The 21265-nt window shown below is 55.2% G+C and carries 17 protein-coding genes; 13 read left to right on the forward strand and 4 right to left on the reverse strand.

What is annotated here, in order from left to right:
- Nucleotides 1-5 precede the first annotated feature (5 nt).
- From FYC48_RS09825 to FYC48_RS09845, 5 genes are all read left to right on the forward strand, one after another.
- Nucleotides 6-1448 (forward strand): sensor histidine kinase, encoded by a 1443-nt coding sequence (locus tag FYC48_RS09825; protein WP_149496511.1) that lies wholly within the window; start codon nt 6-8, stop codon nt 1446-1448.
- Nucleotides 1449-1636: 188 nt separating this feature from the next.
- Nucleotides 1637-2323 (forward strand): response regulator transcription factor, encoded by a 687-nt coding sequence (locus tag FYC48_RS09830; protein WP_149496512.1) that lies wholly within the window; start codon nt 1637-1639, stop codon nt 2321-2323.
- 451 nt (nt 2324-2774) lie between these two features.
- Complete coding sequence (locus FYC48_RS09835) at nt 2775-3302, forward strand: PH domain-containing protein (RefSeq protein ID WP_200836576.1); 528 nt, start codon at nt 2775-2777, stop codon at nt 3300-3302.
- Entirely contained in the window at nt 3299-4054 is a 756-nt protein-coding gene (locus tag FYC48_RS09840) for a PH domain-containing protein (protein WP_149496513.1), read from the forward strand. The genes FYC48_RS09835 and FYC48_RS09840 overlap by 4 nt, the downstream gene beginning before the upstream one ends.
- Before the next feature lie 296 nt (nt 4055-4350).
- Complete coding sequence (locus tag FYC48_RS09845) at nt 4351-4878, forward strand: type 1 glutamine amidotransferase domain-containing protein (protein WP_149496514.1); 528 nt, start codon at nt 4351-4353, stop codon at nt 4876-4878.
- A gap of 338 nt (nt 4879-5216) precedes the next feature.
- Here FYC48_RS09845 and FYC48_RS09850 read toward each other — a convergent pair whose 3' ends face one another.
- The 3 genes from FYC48_RS09850 to FYC48_RS09860 form a co-directional block, all read right to left on the reverse strand.
- Nucleotides 5217-7538: a DEAD/DEAH box helicase gene (locus tag FYC48_RS09850; protein WP_235034176.1), complete on the reverse strand. Its 2322-nt coding sequence runs from the start codon at nt 7536-7538 to the stop codon at nt 5217-5219.
- A gap of 295 nt (nt 7539-7833) precedes the next feature.
- Nucleotides 7834-9297, reverse strand: a complete 1464-nt coding sequence (locus FYC48_RS09855; protein WP_149496516.1) for a sigma-54-dependent transcriptional regulator — start codon at nt 9295-9297, stop codon at nt 7834-7836.
- On the reverse strand, nt 9294-10205 hold the full coding sequence (locus FYC48_RS09860) for a two-component system sensor histidine kinase NtrB (protein ID WP_235034177.1): 912 nt from the start codon (nt 10203-10205) through the stop codon (nt 9294-9296). Before FYC48_RS09860 ends, FYC48_RS09855 begins: the two co-directional genes overlap by 4 nt.
- 297 nt (nt 10206-10502) lie before the next feature.
- Here FYC48_RS09860 and FYC48_RS09865 point away from each other — a divergent pair, with 297 nt between their 5' ends.
- From FYC48_RS09865 to FYC48_RS09875, 3 genes are all read left to right on the forward strand, one after another.
- Entirely contained in the window at nt 10503-11012 is a 510-nt protein-coding gene (locus tag FYC48_RS09865) for a hypothetical protein (RefSeq protein WP_160149431.1), read from the forward strand.
- A 571-nt stretch (nt 11013-11583) separates the two neighbouring features.
- A complete protein-coding gene (gene mgtE / locus FYC48_RS09870; RefSeq protein ID WP_149496518.1) occupies nt 11584-12966 on the forward strand; it encodes a magnesium transporter in 1383 nt (460 codons plus the stop codon).
- Nucleotides 12967-13055: 89 nt separating this feature from the next.
- On the forward strand, nt 13056-14087 hold the full coding sequence (locus tag FYC48_RS09875) for a peptidase M42 (RefSeq protein WP_149496519.1): 1032 nt from the start codon (nt 13056-13058) through the stop codon (nt 14085-14087).
- Between the two features lie 371 nt (nt 14088-14458).
- On the opposite strand, the gene FYC48_RS27710 is transcribed toward FYC48_RS09875, so the two are convergent.
- On the reverse strand, nt 14459-14629 hold the full coding sequence (locus tag FYC48_RS27710) for a hypothetical protein (RefSeq protein ID WP_160149432.1): 171 nt from the start codon (nt 14627-14629) through the stop codon (nt 14459-14461).
- A gap of 280 nt (nt 14630-14909) precedes the next feature.
- Here FYC48_RS27710 and FYC48_RS09880 point away from each other — a divergent pair, with 280 nt between their 5' ends.
- From FYC48_RS09880 to FYC48_RS09900, 5 genes are all read left to right on the forward strand, one after another.
- Complete coding sequence (locus tag FYC48_RS09880; RefSeq protein ID WP_149496520.1) at nt 14910-15671, forward strand: cysteine peptidase family C39 domain-containing protein; 762 nt, start codon at nt 14910-14912, stop codon at nt 15669-15671.
- Nucleotides 15668-17152 carry a RimK family protein gene (locus FYC48_RS09885; RefSeq protein ID WP_149496521.1) on the forward strand — a complete coding sequence of 495 codons (1485 nt, stop codon included), beginning with the start codon at nt 15668-15670 and terminating at the stop codon, nt 17150-17152. Before FYC48_RS09880 ends, FYC48_RS09885 begins: the two co-directional genes overlap by 4 nt.
- 93 nt (nt 17153-17245) lie before the next feature.
- A complete protein-coding gene (locus FYC48_RS09890; protein WP_149496522.1) occupies nt 17246-18502 on the forward strand; it encodes a carboxylate-amine ligase in 1257 nt (418 codons plus the stop codon).
- A gap of 50 nt (nt 18503-18552) precedes the next feature.
- Entirely contained in the window at nt 18553-20103 is a 1551-nt protein-coding gene (locus tag FYC48_RS09895) for a bifunctional GNAT family N-acetyltransferase/carbon-nitrogen hydrolase family protein (protein WP_149496523.1), read from the forward strand.
- A gap of 246 nt (nt 20104-20349) precedes the next feature.
- A complete protein-coding gene (locus FYC48_RS09900; protein ID WP_149496524.1) occupies nt 20350-20664 on the forward strand; it encodes an ArsR/SmtB family transcription factor in 315 nt (104 codons plus the stop codon).
- Nucleotides 20665-21265: the final 601 nt, after the last annotated feature.

Raw genomic sequence — 21265 nt, forward strand, 5'->3', positions numbered from 1 at the left:
ACGACATGAGCAACACGCTTTTAACGGAGTCGAACCCACCGGAATCCCCTGGCCCGTCAACGGCCTATTCCGGCGACAGCCACTCCGGAGGTGGGGTCTCCATCGCACCGCGTGTTTCGGCAACGTCTGGTAAGTCGATCGCGCCTCGTCCGATTGAGTACGCGGCATTCCGTCCGCGGTTGGGAATGGTTGTCGGTCCCCTCGTAGCGATCGCATTGACGGTCTGGCTGACCATGATGTTGTCGCTGCAACCGGTCGGCATTCTATTGGTGACCACCGGAATGTGCGTGATCGTCGGTGTGGTGCAGGTGATTTACACCGTACTTCGTTGGGAAAATGCGGAAGCGGCGTACGAACGTGAGCGAACCGCTGCGGAGCTTTGGAATCTGCGTTTCGAGAACTTACAGTCTGAATTTCAGCGGACGACATCGGCCTTGTCACACATGACCGATGGCGTGGTGATGTTATCACCCAAGACTGAGATCGTTTTGATCAACGAGGCCGCGAGAAGACTGCTGGCGTTATCGTCGGGAGGGCAATACCTGGGGCGAAAAATTTCCGAGATCGTTCGTATCCCGGACATCGTATCGGCAGTGGATCGCGCCGGTAGCGGAAAGATCGATGAAAATGTCGCGGTCGAGGTGGTCGACGGATCTGTCGTTCGCCCGGTTGCGGTCCGCGTCAGTCGGATCCTTGAGACCGAGCCGCCGCACTTGTTGCTGATCTTGAGCGACGAAACGGAGGCTCACCGAGTCGAGGCGATTCGGCGGGAGTTTATTGCTAACGTCTCACATGAACTGAAAACACCGTTGGCGGCAATCAAAGGCTACGCCGAAACGGTGGAACTTGCCATCCAAGATGACCCTGAATCGGCAGCCCATTTCATCGCGCAGATCGGCAAGCAGTGTGATCGATTGGAGGCTCTGATCGCGGACATGATGAAGCTCGCCCGAGCACAGTCCGGCAAAGGCACGTTGGTGATCCAAGCGTTGGACTTGGAAAAAGTGATCAATCAAGCGATGAGTTCGTTTTTACCGGTTGCCGGAGCGAAGCAAATCGATCTGAGTGTCGTTCCCAGCGACCAACCCGTGCATGTGCTGGCCGACGAGGAAGCCGCGCTCACGATCGCACAGAACTTGATCAGTAACGCGATTCGACACACCAACGCGGGTGGTCACGTCGTCGTCTCGTTCCGGAAGGATGGCGATGGTTGGGTGATGGCGGTCCAGGATGACGGTGTTGGGATCGCCGAAGAGTACCAGGAACGCATTTTCGAGCGTTTCTACCGGGTGGATCGTACGCGAAAAGCACACGACGGGGGGACCGGGATCGGATTGTCGATCGTCAAAAACCTCAGCCGCGCATTGGGGGGGAGAATCGGCGTCATCAGCAGCCCCGGAAATGGTGCGACTTTCGAGGTTTGGCTGCGTTCCGCAATTTCGAAATAAAGTCTTCATCAAACATTTATCGCTCCAGCGGCGGGGGTAGACTGTACATTTCCGCGGATTGCTTCAACACTGTCGACAACCAAAACTCAGTCCGCGGATCGTTTTCTAACCGGGAGTGGTCCTGGATTGAGATTCCCATTCCAGATGTCGATTGATCGACTGTTTGAAACACTGGCAAGCATCGACGCATGTCTAATAACAAGATCCTGATCGTCGAGGACTACGGCCCTTTGGCCGAGACTCTCGAGTACCAGTTGAAGCGAACTGGCTACGAAGTTTACCGTGCCGGCGATGGTAAGGAGGGGGTCGATCAGGCGAAGCTTTATCTTCCCGACCTGATCGTACTCGACATCGACCTACCGATCCTCAACGGCGTCGAAGTTTGCAAGCACTTGCGAGCCGATCCGAAAACTCGTGAGACGCTGATCCTTATGCTCAGCGCGATGGGCGAAGAATCCGATCAAGTTGTCGGCTTCGCCGTCGGCGCAGACGATTACGTTGTCAAACCGGTTGAAAGCTATAAGGTATTGCTGCAGCGAATCAAAGCGCTGCTGCGGCGACGCGAGCCGGTGCTTGAGGACCATGATTCCGTCTCCCATCAGAACGTTACCGTCGACCGTCGCCGTTTCGTCGTGACCATTGACGAGTTACCGCTGAAGCTGACCAAGAGCGAATTCCGATTGCTCGACACCTTGATCCGCCAGCCCGGTCGGGCCTTCGGGCGAAGCGAACTTGTTGATGCAGCGTTGGGAGAAGACACCGTCGTTCTCGATCGAACGATTGACGTCCACGTCCGTGCCTTGCGAAAGAAAATGGGTGGCGCGGCCGATTTGATCGAAACCGTTCGTGGCGTCGGTTACCGATTTAAAGAATAAACCTGCCGCCGCGAAGCCATCGGCGTCGCACTTCTATCAGTAGCGGAAGCCGCCGACGGCTTTCGTGGCTTTGCTTTACCGAGCGAATCTCTGGACGGCTCGTTGATTTAACCGAATTGAGAGAATCGACGATCAGCCGACGGGCTTCAGCCCAAGTTTGCGCGAGAGAACCGCACGCTATCGCGTTTGTGGCTGATTAAATCAACAGGCCGTGGGCGAGTTCCGCTACCCCCACATCGATTTGGAACGCAGCACTGGCGCGTCATCGAAATGCCGACTGATGGTGCACTTGAACACTCTGTAGTGTTCAACTTTGACGCCCAAAGGACGCTGCCGAAAAATTTCGTGGGAGTCGAACAAGGCCCCCAAGATCCTTGACTTCACCACGAATGATGACCGGTGACCTTGCTGTTTTTGCAACTGGACAATGTCTTTCGTGTCGGTGCTGTCGATGCCTGAAACCCAGAACGATTCCGCTTTTGATGCGACCAAAATCACACGGCCGGCGCCGGTGTTATTGACGTATTACGTTTTAGTTTCAGTGCCATCGCTGTTTCTCGCTTTACCTCTGCTCTGGTTCCGATTCTTAACGCTGCGATACACCTTCGACCATGAAGGTGTGTCGATGCGGTGGGGGCTGCTATTTCGAAAGGAGATTCTGCTGACGTATCGGCGGATCCAGGATATCCACTTGACTCGCAATCTCGTGCAGCGTTGGTTCGGTTTGGCGACCGTCGGAATTCAGACGGCATCGGGAAGTGCTGGACCGGAAATGTCGATCGAGGGAATCCTTGAAGCTGAACCATTGCGAGATTTCTTGTATCAACAGATGCGAGGAGCGCGCGGCGAACCGGAGTTGCCGAACGATGCATCGGGCAAGCCTGTTTCACTCGGGCACGGGACGAACACGACCGAACTGCTACGGGAGATTCGCGATCATTTGGCACGCATTAACCGACTCCCGGAAGATCAGCAATGAATGAATCGATCCACGCGGCTTGCACATGGTGTTACGAAGGCGTTTGGTCGATGCTGACGAACTGGTTTCGTGTACCAAGGCAACCACCGACGCTTCCAGTTGCAGACGATACCGTCGTTACCTCATTTCGACCATCGGACAATTACCTTCGCTATTTGAAGCTCTTCTTTTGGATCGGTTGCGTGGCAGTTGATATCGGATTGGCCATCCTTTGGATTGTGATTGCCGTTGCGAGTCCGCTGGTTGGCGTATTGATCACACCGCTAATGCTGTTCGTCATGATCGTTCCCGATATCGTTGCCTACGTTGCCATCCACCTAAAGTTCGACACAATGTGGTACGTGCTATCCGATCGATCAATGCGGATCCGCCGAGGCATCTGGGTGATTCACGAAACAACGATCACGTTCGAAAACATCCAAAACGTGAGACTGACTCAAGGACCAATCGAGCGTTACTTTGGTTTCGCCAACCTGGTCGTGGAAACAGCAGGCGGCGGAGCTTCCGCCGAAGGCCAATCGCATGGGCAGCCTCACCAGGGAATCATGGTCGGCCTGGCCAATGCGTCAGAATTACGAGACTGCATCATGGACAAGGCACGGCAATCTCAGTCAGCCGGTTTGGGCGACGATCGACACGACAGCGGTAAGAAATGTATGGCGACAGGTTTTACTGATGTTGACGTTGCGCTGCTGGCAGAGATTCGAAATCAAATTGTTCAGCTACCTTTGCAAAACGCGACTGGAAATTGAAGGCACTTAAGAGGTGACCTTGGATTGTGATGATACGGATGTGTGTGGAAGTGAAAAGCGATTGCAATCGCGATAGACGCCAAAGATGCGAGAGGAGATGAGTGAGGAAATCGCTTGCAGTGAGGTATCGCCCCATTCGCGTTTTTCATTCCTTTCGTGGTTGTCATCAATACGCCTATTGCGAAAGCCGTTTCGAACCTGTCAGAGAATGCACCTCGCTTGGAACTCGCTTTCTGTTAAAACTGGTGGCCTGAAGATCAATTAGGGGTAACAGGCGAAACACCTGGGAGAAGCTGATGGCGGGACTGGAATTGTCTGGAAAGCGAGTGCTGACGTTTGTCGGCGACATCTATGAAGACCTGGAGTTGTGGTATCCAAAGTTGCGGCTGATCGAAGCGGGGGCTGAGGTCGTTGTGGCGGGACCGGAAGCCGGAACGGTCTACGCGGGGAAAAACGGGTACCCGTGCCAGTCAGATGTTTCGATCGCAGAAATGAAAGCTGCCGAGTTTGATGGTCTGGTTGTCCCGGGCGGGTTCATGCCGGACAAACTACGACGCGATCCCGCTGTCTTACAGTTGGTCCGAGATTTTGCTGATTCGAGCAAACTTGTCGCGGCGATCTGTCATGGCGGATGGATCCCCATTTCCGCGAAAGTCTACGAGGGCGTACGAGTGACCGGGTCGCCAGGAATCAAAGACGACTTAATCAACGCTGGTGCAATCTGGGAAGACTCTCCGGTGGTCATCGACCGCCACTTTGTGTCCAGTCGCAAGCCGGATGACCTACCCGACTTCTGCCGCGGCATGCTGCAAGTCCTGGGCTGATTCGAAATCGATTCGCAAATCGTAGCTACTGCCTGATTCGCAGAAAACGGATCAGGAAATTGGTGTTACACCTTGGAAAGCGGTTGAGAAGCTTCAACCGGGCGACATGCTGCGATTGATCGCGGGGCTCGTCGTAGCCGGCTTCCCACTCCTACCAGTTGATCTTGCCGCTTCCGTTCGAATACAAGCAGTACCGCAACAAACGTTTCACGCGATCTGATGCCTTGTCTATCGAAACGCCGATAGTATCGACAAGCCGCCGAGACTTTCTCGGCTTTGCTTTATCGAGCGAAACTCTGGGCGAGTTTCGCTACCTCGATTCTGAGCAAGACGATCGACTAACCGCGGTCGAATTTCTTTTTGGATTTGAACTTCTTGCCGAAGGGGCGACCACCAGATTTGCCGCCCGGTTTTCCACCGGAGCGACCAGAGCCGCCTCGGTCAGACATTTCCGAGGATGATCGTCCGAATTTCTTACCCGGTTTGCCGCCTTTGAATCCCTTCTTGTAGCGACCCTTACCGCCACCATTTCCGTCGCGTGGCGGTTTCTCCGTAAACGGCCGAATGCGAAGCTGTCGTCCGGCCACCCAGGTATTCTGCAAGTACTCGATCACGTCACCGGGCAAACCGGCAGGTAGATCGACGGTGGAGAATGTTTCGTTGATCGAGATCGGTCCGATGTCCGATCCGGGGATGCCAACTTCGTTCGCAATCGCGCCGACAATGTTACCGGGGCGGACGCCGTCGGAATGCCCGACACCGATCCAGTAGCGATCCATCCCACTTTCAGGACGTTCGCCAAAACGTGATCGCCGACGGCGCGACCCACCATCGTCGTCACGGTCTCGATCTCGGTCACGCGGTTTACGAGGTTCGTGGCTGGGGGCTAGATCTTTCGCGACCAGCGGTTGTCCACCGCGGCTGAGTACACCGAGTGCCGCGGCGATGTCCAACATCTCAGTGCCGGATTGCTCGGCATAGTCGGCGAGGATCTTCTTGAACAAAGCCTGGTCTGGGCTGCTCATCGCCTTGCCGATCTCACTTTTGAATCGCTCGATGCGGACGTCGGTCAACTGATCCTTGCTAGGCGGATCAAACACTTCGATGCGCTGTTTGGTAGCCTTTTCGATCAGACGCAGCTTATTGCGTTGCCGCGGTGTCAGAAAGATATACGCGACCCCTTTACGGCCCGCTCGCCCGGTTCGACCGATTCGGTGAACGTATGATTCCGAGTCATGCGGCAGGTCATAATTGAAGACGTGACTGATGCGTTGCACATCCAAACCACGGGCGGCGACATCGGTCGCGACCAGGATATCAAGCTTTCCGGACTTGAGTTGGTCAACGGTTTTCTGTCGCCGAGCTTGCGGCAGGTCGCCATTGAGCGCGGCTGCTCGCAAGCCCAAGGTGGTTAGGTGATCGGCAACCGCGACGGTTGAATCCTTGGTTTTGGTAAATACCAAGACGCCGTCGGTGTCCTCGACTTCGATCAGGCGACACAGCAGTTCTCGTTTACTACGTTCTTGGATAATCACGCAGCGTTGTTCGATCGTATCGGCGGTCAGCGTTTTTTTGCGGACCGTGATGACCGCGGGATCATTCAGATATTGATCGGCAACGCGGCGGATCGGTCCGGGCATGGTCGCCGAAAACAACGCCGTTTGTTTTTGCTCGGGCGTCTGCTGAAGGATCCACTCGACGTCTTCGATAAATCCCAGGTTCAGCATCTCATCTGCTTCGTCCAGAACGACCGCGTCGAGTGCGTCAAGTTTTAATGCACCCCGTTTGATGTGATCGATCACACGTCCGGGGGTTCCGACAACGACATGAACGCCACGATGCAACGCTCGGAGTTGCGGATCGTAGTCAGCGCCACCATAGAGTGCGACGATGCGCAGTTTGGGAATGTTCGCGCCGTAGGTTTCGAACGATTTTGCAACCTGGGTTGCCAATTCACGCGTCGGAGCTAGGACCAAGATCTGAGGTAATTTGGCGCGTCGACGGATCTTCGAAAGCAGCGGCAGCGCGAATGCAGCCGTTTTACCGGTTCCGGTTTGGGACTGCGCCAAGACGTCTTGACCCTCAAGGATATGAGGGATGATACGACGTTGGACTTCGGTTGGCGTCGCATAACCCGAGACATCGATCGCAAGCTGCACGTCGCTGCTCAAGTCGAAATCACGGAATCGGTGTTCCCGCGGTTCGTCCGATTCTTCTTTTTTCGGTGCCGGCTCGGTGACGGTCTTCGCGTTGGCGATGACTTCCGAAGCACCTTCGTTCTTTTCGGAATTTTCCTCAGCCGGTCTAGGGGAGACGACTGCCGGTTGCGATTCGGACGGTTGCGTTTCAGACGACGCATTCGGCGAAGACGCCGCGGCGTTATCGGCACTCGCTTCGACGGCGGTCTCGACGTCTTCCGCTTCGTTTACGGGCTCGCCTTCAGGCTCTGATACTTCAGGTTCAGGGGCGACCGTTTGTGCGGCAGCCGCGAGGGCTTCGTCCGATTTCGGTGCTTCTTCGGTGGGCGCTAGGTCTTGGTTAACAGTGTTTTGGTCTACCGTGTCTTCGTTTACCGTGACCTGTTCGTCGCCGCTTTGGACCGTGACGTTTTCGATCTCGGTGCGCGCAGCTTCATCCATCAATTCCAACTCGTTTGACATTCCTATCTCTTGCTAAAACCTTCGTTCGTAGATCGATCGGGCAATTCGTCGCGCAGCAACGACCGGCGAATTAACACACCGGAAAAGGACCCGATCATTTAGCGCAGTCGATGAACCCGGGTCTTAGACGTGCACTTCGATGGTGCAGGAAAGATGGCAAACTCGTCGGTTTGCATCAATTGGGCGGGACTGAATCAACTTCCACCGCCAGACTTAAGCTCAGGCAACTCGCGATACTTCCGCAGAGTCTATCTTCGAGGTCTCAATCCAGGAAGGCGTAAAACGTCGCTTCCGGCTATTTGTCGTCCGGTCTTTCCCCCAGCCCGAGTTGACGCATCCGAGACCGCAGCGTGGGGCGACTGATCCCCAGACGAAGGCTCGTTTCGCTTAGGTTACCCCCGCAGGCTTGGAGTGCTTGGGTGACCAAAATTCGGTCGACTTCGTTGTGGATGTCGTCGCTAATCGTCATCGAACCGGATTGAAGTTTCGATTCAATGTCCGATCGCAACTGATCCTGCCACGCAGACGCCGCCCCTGGGGTTGCGGCCGTTCGACGTTCGGCAGACCGAAAGTTTGCCGGTAGAAACGTGGGGACGATCACGGCACCACTAGCTTTCAGTAACGTCTGCTTGATCGTTCCTTGAAGCTCGCGAACGTTTCCCGGCCAATCATGTTCGAGCAATAGTCGTAACGTTTCCGGTGCGACCGCTAAAAAATCTTTGCCCAGTTGCCGCGCGAAGCTCTCAAAGAAGTAGTCGATCATCTGCGGCAAATCGCTTCCGCGGTCACGCAACGCCGGCAAGTGGATGGTGAATTCGTTCAATCGATAGTACAGGTCGCTGCGAAAGGCGCCGTCGGCGATCGCCGTTTGCAAGTTACGATGCGTCGCCGCCAAAATCCGAACATCGGTTTTGATCGGTTTGGAACCCCCCACACGTTCGAACTCTTTTTCTTGCAGTACCCGGAGTAGCTTGGTTTGCATCACCGGTGACATATCACCGATCTCGTCTAGGAACAGCGTCCCTTTATCGCAGACCTCGAACTTACCGATCCGTCGTTGATCTGCGCCGGTGAACGCGCCTTTTTCGTGACCAAATAACTCGCTTTCAAGTAGCGTTTCGGGAATCGCGGCACAGTTGATCGCATGGAAAATCTGATCGTGTCTCGAGCTATGTTGGTAGATCGCGCGGGCGACGACTTCTTTACCCGTTCCGGTCTCGCCAAGAATCAATACGGCAACGTCTCGCGACGCGACCCGTCCGATGGAACGAAAGACTTCGACCATCGAAGGACACTGCCCCAGGATCGTGTCCACCGCTCCGGTATGATGACTCGATGGATGCGCCGATAGTTTGGACTCGCCTGGCAAGACCGCCGGGCGTTTAGCCATCCGGCCAGTTTCGAGCGCAGAATCAATCAGCGGTAAGATCTCATCGGGATCGAACGGTTTGGTGACATAGTCAAACGCGCCATTGCTCATCGCCGTGATCGCGGTTTCTGCGGTCCCCTGTCCTGTGATCAAAATGACGGGGGTGCGGCGATCAAGCTCACGAAGTTGACTCGCGACGGCAAGTCCACTGCGGTCGGGCAGTTGGATGTCACACAGCACCGCATCGGGGTGCTGTCGAGTGAAAACCTCGATGCCTCGTTCGGCGGTATTGGCCGTTAGGACTCGATACTCCGGCTCGGGCAGGCAGAGCTGCATGCACTGAAGAATCAGTGGGTCGTCGTCGATGACGAGAAGCGTTGATGGGGTCATTCGAATTCTATGGGACTGATCTGCTGCGTCGCGTTCGTGCTGATCGGCAGGTAGACACGCACTTGGGTGCCCTCGCCGAGGATCGAGTCGACCTCCACGCCGCCCTGATGACTTTTGATGATTCCCAGTGATGTCGAAAGACCCAGGCCGGTGCCTTGCCCACGTGACTTTGTGGAAAAAAAGGGGTCGAAAATTCGGTCTTTAACCTCAGTCGATATTCCACAGCCAGTGTCCGTCACTGAAAGCCGAATGTAGTCGCCCGGTGGGAGTCGTGTGAAGGAACACGGTTTCGTTTCCGCGATCCGAATCGTTTTAGCAGAGATTCGCAACGTACCGCCATCGGACATCGAATCTCGCGCATTGATCGCAAGGTTCATCACCATCTGACTGATCTCAGTTTCATCGGCGCAAACCAGTGGCAGATTCGATGGCACGTCCATCTCCAGTTCAATCTGTTCGGGGATGGTACGGTTTAGGATCGTCGCCAAGTCATGCAATACCGGTGCGAGATCCTGGTCGACTCGTTCGCCCTTCCCGCCTCGCGCAAACGTCAGCAATTGTGCAATCAAACTTGCTCCACGGGTCGCGGCTTGCTCTATCGTTTCCAATAAAGCCGCTCGATTCACCGATGCCTGATCCCGCTGAAGCATTCGGCAACTCATCAGGATTGGCGTCAGCAGGTTGTTCAGGTCATGCGCGATTCCACTCGCAAGGGTTCCCAACGATTCGAGTCTTTGGCGACGTCGGTCAATCAGCCCGGTGGGCGGTTGCTCCTCGACGTCCGCAGGCTCAGCCCGGACGGCATTGTTTTGCGGGGCAACGACGTCCTCGCAACGAACCAAGGCTAGGACGATTCCCGTCAGACCCGCGATAATCATTGGCCCGACAATCAGCAGGCTTTGAATCACCACCGACGATGTTCCTATCCGTTCCCTACCGATGGCGATCACGACGGATACGGCGCAGTAGCTGAAGTTGATGGCTAAGATCGCAAGCAACCACCACGGCGGTTGCCACCGGGTGCCAGGGCGTAACAAGCGGCGATATAGCTGGAAGAACAATGGCGTAGTCGACTGGGAGGCGAGGGCAGCAAAAGGGATTCAATCATTTTGTCAAAATGTCAGCTTTCGTTCACGTCGGCTGGGCATCTCAGCGGTGGACCGCTCGATCAGGTTCTGGTTCGCAAAATTCGGCAGGCTGTCAAAATGAAATCTGATGATGTGGTCGCCGATGGTGCGTTCGGAACGAAGTTTGCATCTCGACAATTCAGTATGCAGAAACAACGGTCGAGGAGTGTAGCCTCCACGGCGAGGTTTACTATCTGTTTTGAGTTGATGATGGGATCAAAAACGAAGCTTCAAGCATCTACCAACGATATGCAACCATGGACGGGTTGTGATTGGGAAACTGAATTCGGCCCGTTAAAGCTGAACTTACAGGGGATCCGTAGTTGCCAAGCGTTGCTGGCGGCGTCGGCGACCCGTGGCGAGGAAGCCCAGCAGTGGCGGGATGCGGCCAAATGGCTCCAAAAGTTGGAAGCCGATGCCCGTCAGGCTAGCGAATTGCGTCTGATGGCGGACCAGGCCGAGCGTGCCGGTCGGTCCGGTGATGTCGCATCATTGCGAAACGCCGCAGCTTCAATCGAGCAACGATATCTCGGTCGGAACAGGCATCCTAATCGGATCTTCGCCGCGGAAAGGCAGGTGGAATTTTAGCAATCAGCTCGCCATCGCCACGCCGATTCTCGTCGCGTTGCTTTCAAGATTGCTGCCGCGAACATGACCCTGTCGCGAACGAACGGGCGTTTACCGAAAGACGCGTTCACCCAAAGGCTGTCAGCGATCGGTCTTGGGCATCTTGGCTTGGTGGTCTGTCTCGACGCCCTTGGCCGATAGGGCTCCGCCAAGATCAAGTGTTTGGCTTCGACGCAGCAGCCGACGGATGTTCGCCTCGGCTATCACAGCTCAGCCGCGGCAAACGCCTGTCGGCAACTCCATCTTACGGATGTTACCGGGACACTGACCACCGGTCGACACCGTTGCCGATCCGTCCCCTGGTGTCGTCTCATGAGAAAGCGTGGCCCCGTTTTCAACAGGATAGGCGGGGGAATGCAAAAAGGGGGGCGAGCCGTTCTCTGCTGGCACTTTCAATGGAGTAGCCAACGCGGTAACGTTTTTTCCAGAGCGTCAAATTCTTTTCACTCTTGCTATCATCCTCTCGGCCATCCCGTCGAAACGGTTTTGCAACGACCGGTTTTAATGCTTGCACGCGAACAGGAAGTTTCCAATGAACGATGTTGTTACCGACCCAATCACTGAAAACGACCGCCCCTGGGAAGAAGTCGTCCGGGTCGCCAACGAAGGTTCGGTCGAGGAATTGTCTGAGTTGCTCGATTCGATGTCGGTTGCCGAGCAAGCGTATGTGTTTTCACACATGGAGGACGACGCCGAAGCGGTCGTGCTTCGTCGTCTACCTGCAGAAGACGCCGCGGATTTGATCGGCCACTTCAATGAAAGTGAAGCGGCACGGATGATCCAGCTCTTGGAGTCGCAGGCCGCCGCGACGATCTTGCAGGAGATGCCGATTGACGAACAGGCGGACGTCATCGGCGACTTGCCAGAGAAAGAGGCCGAGGCCATTCTGCAGGAACTTCCCCAGCAGAATGCCGACAATGTTCGCGAATTGACGGCATACCCGGATAATGTTGCCGGCGGCATGATGGTGGTGGAGATGCTTCGATTTCGAAGCGAAATGACGGTTGCCGAAGTCATCGACGAAATCAACCGTGGAGCCGAGCACTACACCGATTTGGACGTGCGGTACGCCTATGTCTGTGACGATGAAGGCCGTTTGGTCGGTGTCTTGCCGATGCAAAACCTATTGTTTGTCAAACGGTATCGAAAGCTTGGCGAGATCATGATCAAGGATCCGCTTTCAGTCCGGACGACGGCGCCGCTGGAGGAACTGGCGGAGTTTTTTGAAAGCCACGTGTATTTGGGCGTACCGGTTGTTGATGACGACGGCGTTTTAAAAGGCGTGTTGCACCGAGAAGCCGTTCAATACGAAGAGGTTCGCGCGGCAGAAAACGATTACCTAAAAAGTCAGGGGATCGTCGGAGGAGAAGAATTACGGACGATGCCGGTTTGGCTTCGATCGCGTCGACGGCTCAGTTGGTTGAGCATCAATATCTTTCTGAATCTCGGTGCCGCCGCAGTCATCGCTTACTTTCAAGAAACACTGGAAAGCGTGATCGCGCTGGCTGTGTTTTTGCCCATCATCAGCGACATGAGCGGTTGCAGTGGCAACCAGGCCGTCGCCGTCAGCATGCGCGAGCTTTCACTGGGGATCATTCGTCCGACGGAGTTCTTCCGAGTTTGGTGGAAGGAATTCACCGTCGGACTGATCAATGGATCGGTCCTCGGTGGACTGATCGCGGTGGTGGCGGTGTTGTTTGATGGCAACCCTTACCTTGGAGTCGTCGTCGGTGTGGCGCTTTGTCTGAACACGTTGATCGCGGTTTCTATCGGTGGCGTGGTACCGCTGCTCTTGAAGCGATTTGGATTTGATCCGGCGGTTGCCAGTGGTCCCTTGCTGACCACGGTGACCGACATGTGTGGCTTTTTTCTTGTGCTCGGTTTGGCGACGGTGATGTTGTCGCGTTTGACATAGTGCACACGGGATCGCGTGTGCTATGAAGGGATGTCGTTGGTTTGCTGACGTTGTTGTTCACAATGACTTGTTTTTAGAACGGGCCTGCTTTGCACGACTTTTATTCATTGCTACGTCAACTCGTCCGCGAGCCGGCCGTGGTTGGTCTGGAAGACGGTTTCTTCCAAATCGTTCGTCGTGAACTCGAAGACCTTTCGATTTCCGTCACTCAGTACATGGGAGTGTTAGTTGCCACCGGGGCCAACCCAGAACGTGGGTATATCTCGGCGCACGTTGATCGCAACGGATTGCTGTGTACGGGACCGAATGAGTTTCAATACGCCGCATTTATCGCAGGAAATCGCGGCGAATTGAACGGTGATTCTATCTCCGAACAGTTTATGGACACGATCGCCGGGCGCTTTCGCGGTGCTCGCGTTCAGGCTCATTCGCCACGCTCGGGAGCCTACCTAGGGCAGGCGGAAATTCTTGATGCGTCGATTTGCTCACGGCGGCGAAACTTGATCTTCAAGCTCGACGGGTTGGAATACCTTCAGCCCGGCACGCCAATTTCCTTCGTGGATCGACTAGAAGTCACCGAGGCAACGATCGCGGCGCAGCTTGACAATGTGGTCAGCGTAGCAATGGCGATCGACTTGTTCCGGCGTGGCTATCAGGGCACCGCGTTTTTCACGGCAGGCGAAGAAGGCGGCCGCAGCTGGCGGTACTTAGCAGAATGGTTTCAGCGATCAGATCGTTCCACCGATCGATTGTTGGTGCTCGATACCAGCCCCTTCCCGGACTTGGATGAAGTCGGCAAGCAAGACGTGGTTCTGCGTTGGAAAGACGCCAACGGTGCGTTCAATCGATCGCTGACGCAGTCCATCGCCGATCGATGTAAACAGCTTGGCATACGATTCTGTTTCAAAGATGCTTACATCGAACAGCTCAATCGCAGTCGCGAGAAACCACTTTCGCTTGGTCGCACCGAACTCGGACGTGTGATCAGTGCACTGGGGAATTCCGTTCAGGGAACGACTATCCAGCTGCCGACCACCGCCTATCACACTCAATCAGAAACGGCCAATCGCACGGCGGTCGATTCCATGATCCGCCTACTCGAAGATCTACTGATCGACTAACGCTCCGTTAAGACGACTTGTCCAAGGGCGACACATCAGCCGATCGGCGTTCGTCCGGGTTGCTGCAAAGAAACCGTGGCTAACGCCAATCGGCTCATCCTAGTTTCGGTGGTCGACGAAGCACTCGGTTGCTCTTCGCTAGGCGTCAACGAACCAGCCGGTGTCCCGAATTGTTTTCGGTGCCGAACCGTTCGCGCCAACCGCCATCAGCTGGTCCCGCGAACGCCGGCGTGTCGCGGCAAGGGCCGCCACGGCTGAGCCGACGAAACCTTCGGCTAATCGATCACCGACCGCCAACTTGCCGTCCGACGGGTTACCGACTGACGCCGGCACGACAAGTTCTTCTCAACGACTCAAGCGATCGCAACTGATCATTCATTTGCGACGTCGACCGCGCCGCTGTCATCGTCCGTGTCGTCGTCACTCCAATGTTTTTGTCGCGGGTAGTCACGATCTCGGCAGCGTTCGCGCCGCTCGCGTTGATCGTCGTTTTTCTTCAAATTGAACTTTCGCAACTGGTTGCGTTTGTTCTCGCGTGTCATCGGTCTCGCATGCCATTAAGGCTGGAAAGGAGTGGAAGCGAGGCGAATTGAATCGAGATCCAAACCGCTTCGCAAATAGTGTTTCGAACTCGAATTCATTGGAAAGCTTCTTTCCACGGACGGGAGGTACTTTTCCAGCGAAGGCTCGTTCACGCTGTCAGAAGCCCGAAAATGGACCACGCCAGCGATTCTGATCTAATTGGCACACCGCGTGCCATTGTTCAAAACACGATCTGATTTGATCGCGAGTTTTTGCGTTCCATACCACCTGGCCGATTAAGTGTCCGTTTCGATCCCGATTGAAATTTTTGCCCAGCCGAATGAGACGGCCTGTGGACCGAGTTGTCTCGATGCAGTCTACCGCTACTGGGATATTCCCGTCATCGGTTTACACCCGTTGGATTCCGTCAAGCAGCTCGAATCAGGTGGAACCTTGGCGGTTCAGCTTGCCATCGATGCGCTCCAACGCGGCATGGCCACGACGATTACCACATTCAACTTGCAGCTTTTTGATCCGACGTGGTTTCGTGACCAAGAGGACTCGCACTTTGCGGACTTCTTGATTGACAAACTGGAGCGACAGTTCGCGCGCAAGGCAAACGACGGTTGTTACGATCTGCATCGCTTCGAATGTTCGACCGAAGCGTACATCGACTACCTCCGACTCGGGGGACGTGTTCAGATGCGACCGCTGAGCGAACGATTGATTGAAGCCCCTATCTCCAAAGGCTGGCCGATCCTCTGTGGTTTGAGCGCCACGTATCTGTATCAAGAAGCCCGGGAACGCGAAGGTAGCGACTCTTCATGGCGATACAAAAGCGACGACGTCGGCGGCTACCCGGCGGGCCACTTCGTGGTGCTTTGCGGATTTGACGCGACGACTGCCCAAGTGCAAATTGCGGATCCGCTGCACGATAACCCCCTGTCGGACTGTCACTACTATCATGCGCCGTTCCGGCAACTTGCCGCCGCGATTTTGCTTGGGATCGTAACTTTTGATGCCAACTTGTTGGTGATTGTGCCGGAAGGGGATCGCTTGTGAAAACGCTGATTGTACTGCAGCCAGAAGACGATTGGATTACCGAGTCTTGGTTGCGAGATCAAACGGAGACGCGTGTCGTTTCGCCTGGGGAGTATTTGAGTGAATCAATCGAGGGGTTACCGCGTTCGATTCGAGTCTGCAATCTTTGTCGTTCCTATCGCTATCAATCGACAGGCTACTACGTTTCGTTGTTGGCCGAAGCTCGTGGGCACCGCGCGTATCCAGATGTCTTGACGATCGGCGACATTTCGCTTTCTCGAAGCGTCCGAATGGTACCGCCATCGCTCGAAGCCATCATCGAAAAGGCGTTATCGCCGCTGACGTCAGATGAGTTTGTGTTGAGCGTCTATTTCGGTGAGAACTTGGCCAAGCGCTATCAGCGATTGGCACGAGCGATCCAGTCGCAATTCAACGCGCCCCTGATTCGATGCTGTTTCAAGCGGCGAAAGCGTTGGCGAATTCAAAGCGTATCGGCTATCTCAATCGCGGACGTTCCTGAAAACCACCGCGAGTTTGTTGCCGAGGTCGCACGTCAACATCTTGGGCGAGGTTCGGTCAGTCGTCCGAGTTACCGTCCGCCGCGGTATGACCTCGCCATCTTGCAAAATCCCGATGAAGGTGACCTGGCTCCCTCCTGTCCGAAAGCACTGCGTCAGTTCGTCAAAGTGGCTGAAGATGAAAGTGTGCGAGCGGAGTTGATCACCGCCGCTGACGCAGGACGCCTGTTCGAGTTTGATGCGTTGCTGATTCGAGAGACAACATCGGTCAATCATCACACCTATCGGATGGCTCGGCGTGCCGAGGCCGCGGGTATGGTCGTGATCGATGACCCGACGTCGATTCTTAGATGTAGTAACAAAGTCTATTTAGCAGAATTGTTGTCGCGGGCGAAAATCCCAGCGCCGCCGACGATGATATTGCAGCGTGGTGACGAGCAATTCGAGCGGCAGCTTCCTGAGTTGCCCTGTGTGATCAAGCGACCCGACAGTGCGTTTTCCCAAGGCGTCGCGAAAGCGGAAAATGAGTCACAACTGCGTCTTCTCTTGGAGAACTACTTCGAAGACTCGGAGTTGTTGATTGCTCAGCCATTTCTGCCGACAGACTTCGATTGGCGGATCGGACTGATCGATGGCGAACCACTGTTCGCATGTAAGTACCACATGGCCCGCGGTCACTGGCAAATCGCAAAACATTCGGCAGATTCCAAAACGCCTCGGTTCGGAAAATGTGAAACCATGCCGGTTGAATCTGCTCCGAAAAAATGTGTCGCGCTGGCAAAGAAGGCGTCGGAGTTAATCGGCCGTGGCTTCTATGGTGTCGATATCAAACAGAGCGGTGACCAGTTCTATGTGATCGAAGTCAACGACAATCCTAACCTCGATGCCGGAGTCGAAGACAAGGTGTTAGGCCGGGAAGTCTATCGCCGGATCATTCGCACATTGATCCGGCGAATCGAGAACTCAAGGCGGCTTGAGCCCTAGCCCGGACGCGGTCACCACCGAAATCAACAATCTCGTTAATGCCATCCGCCCCCACACCTTCCGAATCAATACTTTTTCTCAACGTCATCACTGATGCCACGATCGCTTTTTGAAGCCTATGGAATCGAGCTGGAGTACATGCTTGTTGACCCGACAACACTAGCGGTACGTTCGGTCGCCGACTGTTTCTTATCACAACTTTCTGCGAACGTCGGGGCACCCCTGAGCGACGTGACGTGTCGTGATCTAACGTGGTCGAACGAGTTGGCAAGACACGTCATCGAGCTAAAGGTATCCGAGCCAACGGCGGATCTCGTTGGACTTGCCGAACGATTTCAAAATGCGATTGTTGACGCACAGGCGAGCCTTCAAAGTTGCGGCGCGGCGCTGCTACCAACGGCAATGCACCCGACAATGAAACCGCAAGACGAAGTTCAGCTTTGGCCTCATGAAGGTGTTGACGTCTATCAACAGTTCGACGCCGTGTTCGACTGTCGGTCACATGGTTGGGGCAACGTGCAAAGCGTTCATCTGAATTTGCCTTTCCAAGGCGACCGGGAGTTCGCCGCTCTGCACGCAGCGATTCGGCTGTTGTTGCCGGTCCTACCCGGGTTGGCGGCCAGTTCTCCGGTCGCCGACGGCACGGAGTCTCGGAGCGCCTCGACTCGCTTGGTCTATTACGTTACGCACTGTGATGTTGTCCCTTGTTTGATCGGCGATGTGATTCCGGATCCGATGACCACCCAAGAGGAATACAACCATCGTGTCTTTGAACCGATCGCCCGCGAATCTCAGCGACGAAACTGGCAGGACTGGATGAAACCGGAGTTTCTCAATGCGCGAGGGGCGATCGCCCGTTTCGACCGCGGATCGATCGAGATCCGCTTGATGGACGTCCAGGAGCACCCACGTGCTGACGTAGCGATCTGTGCTGCCGTCATCGCGGTGTTACGTCGCTTGGTCGATCAGCGATGGCGATCGGTCTCCGAGCAGAACAGCCTCGACACACGATCACTGCGTCTGCTACTCGATCAAAGCATCCTGGACGGCGAAGACGCGATCATCCGGTGGCCCGAATACCTCGCCTGTTTCGGAATCGAGGACTCGGCAGTAACGATGTCAGAATTCTGGAATCGACTGTTGGCCGACGCAAAAAGCGAAGACCACGCTCTCGAACGTTTGTATGACCCGTTGGACGTCATCCTACGCGAAGGCACGTTATCAAAGCGGATCCGCCGATCATTGCATGCCAGTCAAGTCGATTCGGTTAGCTTGGCCAATCGGATAGATTGGGTGTATCGGCGACTGGCACATTGTCTTCAGTCCGGTCACTCGTTTCTCGTTCCTTGATCCCTTCCTACGCTGCCTCGCCCGGCTTCTTTTCTTCGAACAACCTATCCATGAATCAAACGATCGATTTAAACGAATACGAAACGCAGCTCGTCGTCCGGCCGATGAAAATTGACGACTTTGAAAGGCTCGTCGAAATGCAACGCAAGTGTTTTCCGGCCATGCAGCCGTGGGGACGTGATCAGATCGAAAGCCAATTGGAGCGGTTTCCTGAAGGCCAAGTGGTGGTCGAAATTGACGGCGTGGTCGTCGCTTCCTCGTCCAGCTTGCGGCTCAATTATGACGATCACCAAGAATGGCATGATTGGAAGAAGTCAGCCGATGGAGGGTATATTCGCAACCATCAGCCCGACGGTGATGTGCTCTATGGGATCGAAATCATGGTCGATCCGGACTACCGAGGGATGCGATTGTCACGCCGTTTGTACGACGCCCGCAAAGAATACTGCGTCGTCCATAACATTCGCCGCATGATCGTCGGCGGACGCCTGCCGGGGTACCACAAACATGCCGACGCGATGAAAGCGAGTGAGTACGTGGATCGGGTGATGAATAAAGCGATTTATGATCCTGTGCTGACCGCACAAATCGCCAACGGGTTTTCTCTGCAAGGCTTGATCCCGAACTACCTGCCATCGGATGTCGAAAGCTGTGGCTATGCGACCTATTTGGAATGGCGAAATCTAGATTTTATGCCTAAGTCCAAACGGACCCTGCGGCGTATCGTTGACTCCGTGCGTATCGGAGCAGTGCAGTACGAGATGCGCGCGATCGATGACTTCGACGACCTGGCCAAACAAGTGAAGTACTTTGTCGATGTCGCCGGCGACTACAAGTGCGACTTTGTGCTTTTTCCAGAGTTGTTCTCAGTCCAACTCTTGTCAACGTTGCCCAACATGCGACCCGGCGAGGGGGCACGTCGCTTGGCCGAGTTCACGCCCCAGCTGCTCGAATTGCTCGCCGAACTTGCGGTCGCGTATGACGTAAACTTGATCGGCGGATCACATCTGGTGGTCGAGAACGAGCGTCTGTTCAATGTCGCGTATCTCTGCCATCGAGACGGCCGGATCGACAAGCAATACAAGCTGCATATTACGCCCGCCGAGCGTCGTTGGTGGGGCGTGGAGCCAGGCGATCGATTGGACGTCTTTGATACCGATTGCGGAAAAATCTCGATCCAAATTTGTTATGACGTCGAATTTCCCGAACTCAGTCGACTCGCCGTTCAGCAGGGGGCCAATCTGATTTTCGTGCCGTTCAACACCGACACGCGAAACGGGTACCTTCGGGTTCGCCACTGCGCGGCGGCGCGGTGTATTGAAAACGAAGTTTACGTGGCGATCGCCGGATGCACGGGCAATCTACCATTCGTCGAAAATGCTGACATCCACTATGCCCAATCATCCATTCTGACCCCTTGCGACGTCACGTTCGCTCGTGATGGAATCGGCGCCCAGGCGAACGAGAACATTGAATCGGTGGTGATTCACGACGTCGACTTGGAATTGTTGCGGCGGCACCGAGTCAGCGGATCGGTGCGAAACTGGAATGATCGTCGAACGGATCTTTACGAAGTCATTGAAAAACAGCCGCGCGGATAAACTAATGCTCTGGTGCTCCGTCGAGACCAACGGCTTGCCGCCGGTATGTTGGTCCTGGAGCTTGAATCGCTGAGCTTGAATCGCTAGGCGGTGCCAATTGCGAGGGTTCAGCAAGCAGCGGCCTGCAGTAATCGTGTGCTTCAAATCCGTTTGCTTTGCAGGTAATGTTGTTGTCAAGCCGGGCGCTTGCCGGCTGCACAGACGCTGCTTTGCACATGAGGACCACTCGGGGACGAGGAACAAGACATGGACCGCGATTTGCGTGAAGACGAGCGATGTGCGGCTTACCTCAAGGCAGTCGCCGACCCATTGCGTCTGCGAGTGCTGAGGGCGCTGCAGGTAGGCCCGCTCAGCGTTTCCGATCTCGCCGAATTGCTCGAGCAGGAAGTCGGCACGGTGTCACATCACCTGCGGGTGCTTTACCACGCCAAGATCGTGCGAACGCGGCGAGAAGGTAAATTTATCTATTACTCGCTCAGCGAAGAGATCTTGCGATCGGACGATCAATCCAGGGAATCCGTGTTCGATTTCGGTTGCTGCCGACTGGATGTCAGCGAATGAATTTCCGCTAGAACGCCACGAAGCGGCGAAACTGCTCACCCCATTAGCCGTCGGGCGTTTTTCCGTCGGTGATGACGTCAGTCGCATTTGTTCACTGACGATTCGCACCGTGCACTCGGACTAAAGCCGAATACCGAGTTCCTTGTCACGTAGCATCGGCTATTGGTTTGGGTTTTCCTTCGCGCATCGAGGACACTTAGGCGTGCAGCTCCGTTCGGGTCGGCCTGCGCAGCGGTTTGCGTCTTCGCTTTCATTGACCCAGACAGCGTTTTAGCGTCTGCCTGGGTAATTTGCGCAAGATGGGTGCGAGGATTGTGTGTGCCGAAGAAACAATTCTGATAAAACTTTCCCGGAGGCGTTGACGACAAACATCGCGGCCTCTATCTTCCCCGCCCCCGACCAAGGGAACGCCCGATCGCGTGAGCTTCCGCAAAGGAGCAGTGTCTCGGAGCAGACCTTGTGAAGGCCCACAAACAGTGGGAGAGTTGGCCGTTCGCGGGCGACTGTGAGAGCTTCAAAAAACAATTTTGAAATTCTCGCGAAGACAGGTTGACGGCGACACTCGCCGCCCCTATCTTCCCCGCCTCACTGATCGGCAACC

This window comes from Roseiconus lacunae (assembly GCF_008312935.1).
In the GTDB taxonomy this organism is placed as follows: Bacteria; Planctomycetota; Planctomycetia; order Pirellulales; family Pirellulaceae; genus Stieleria; species Stieleria lacunae.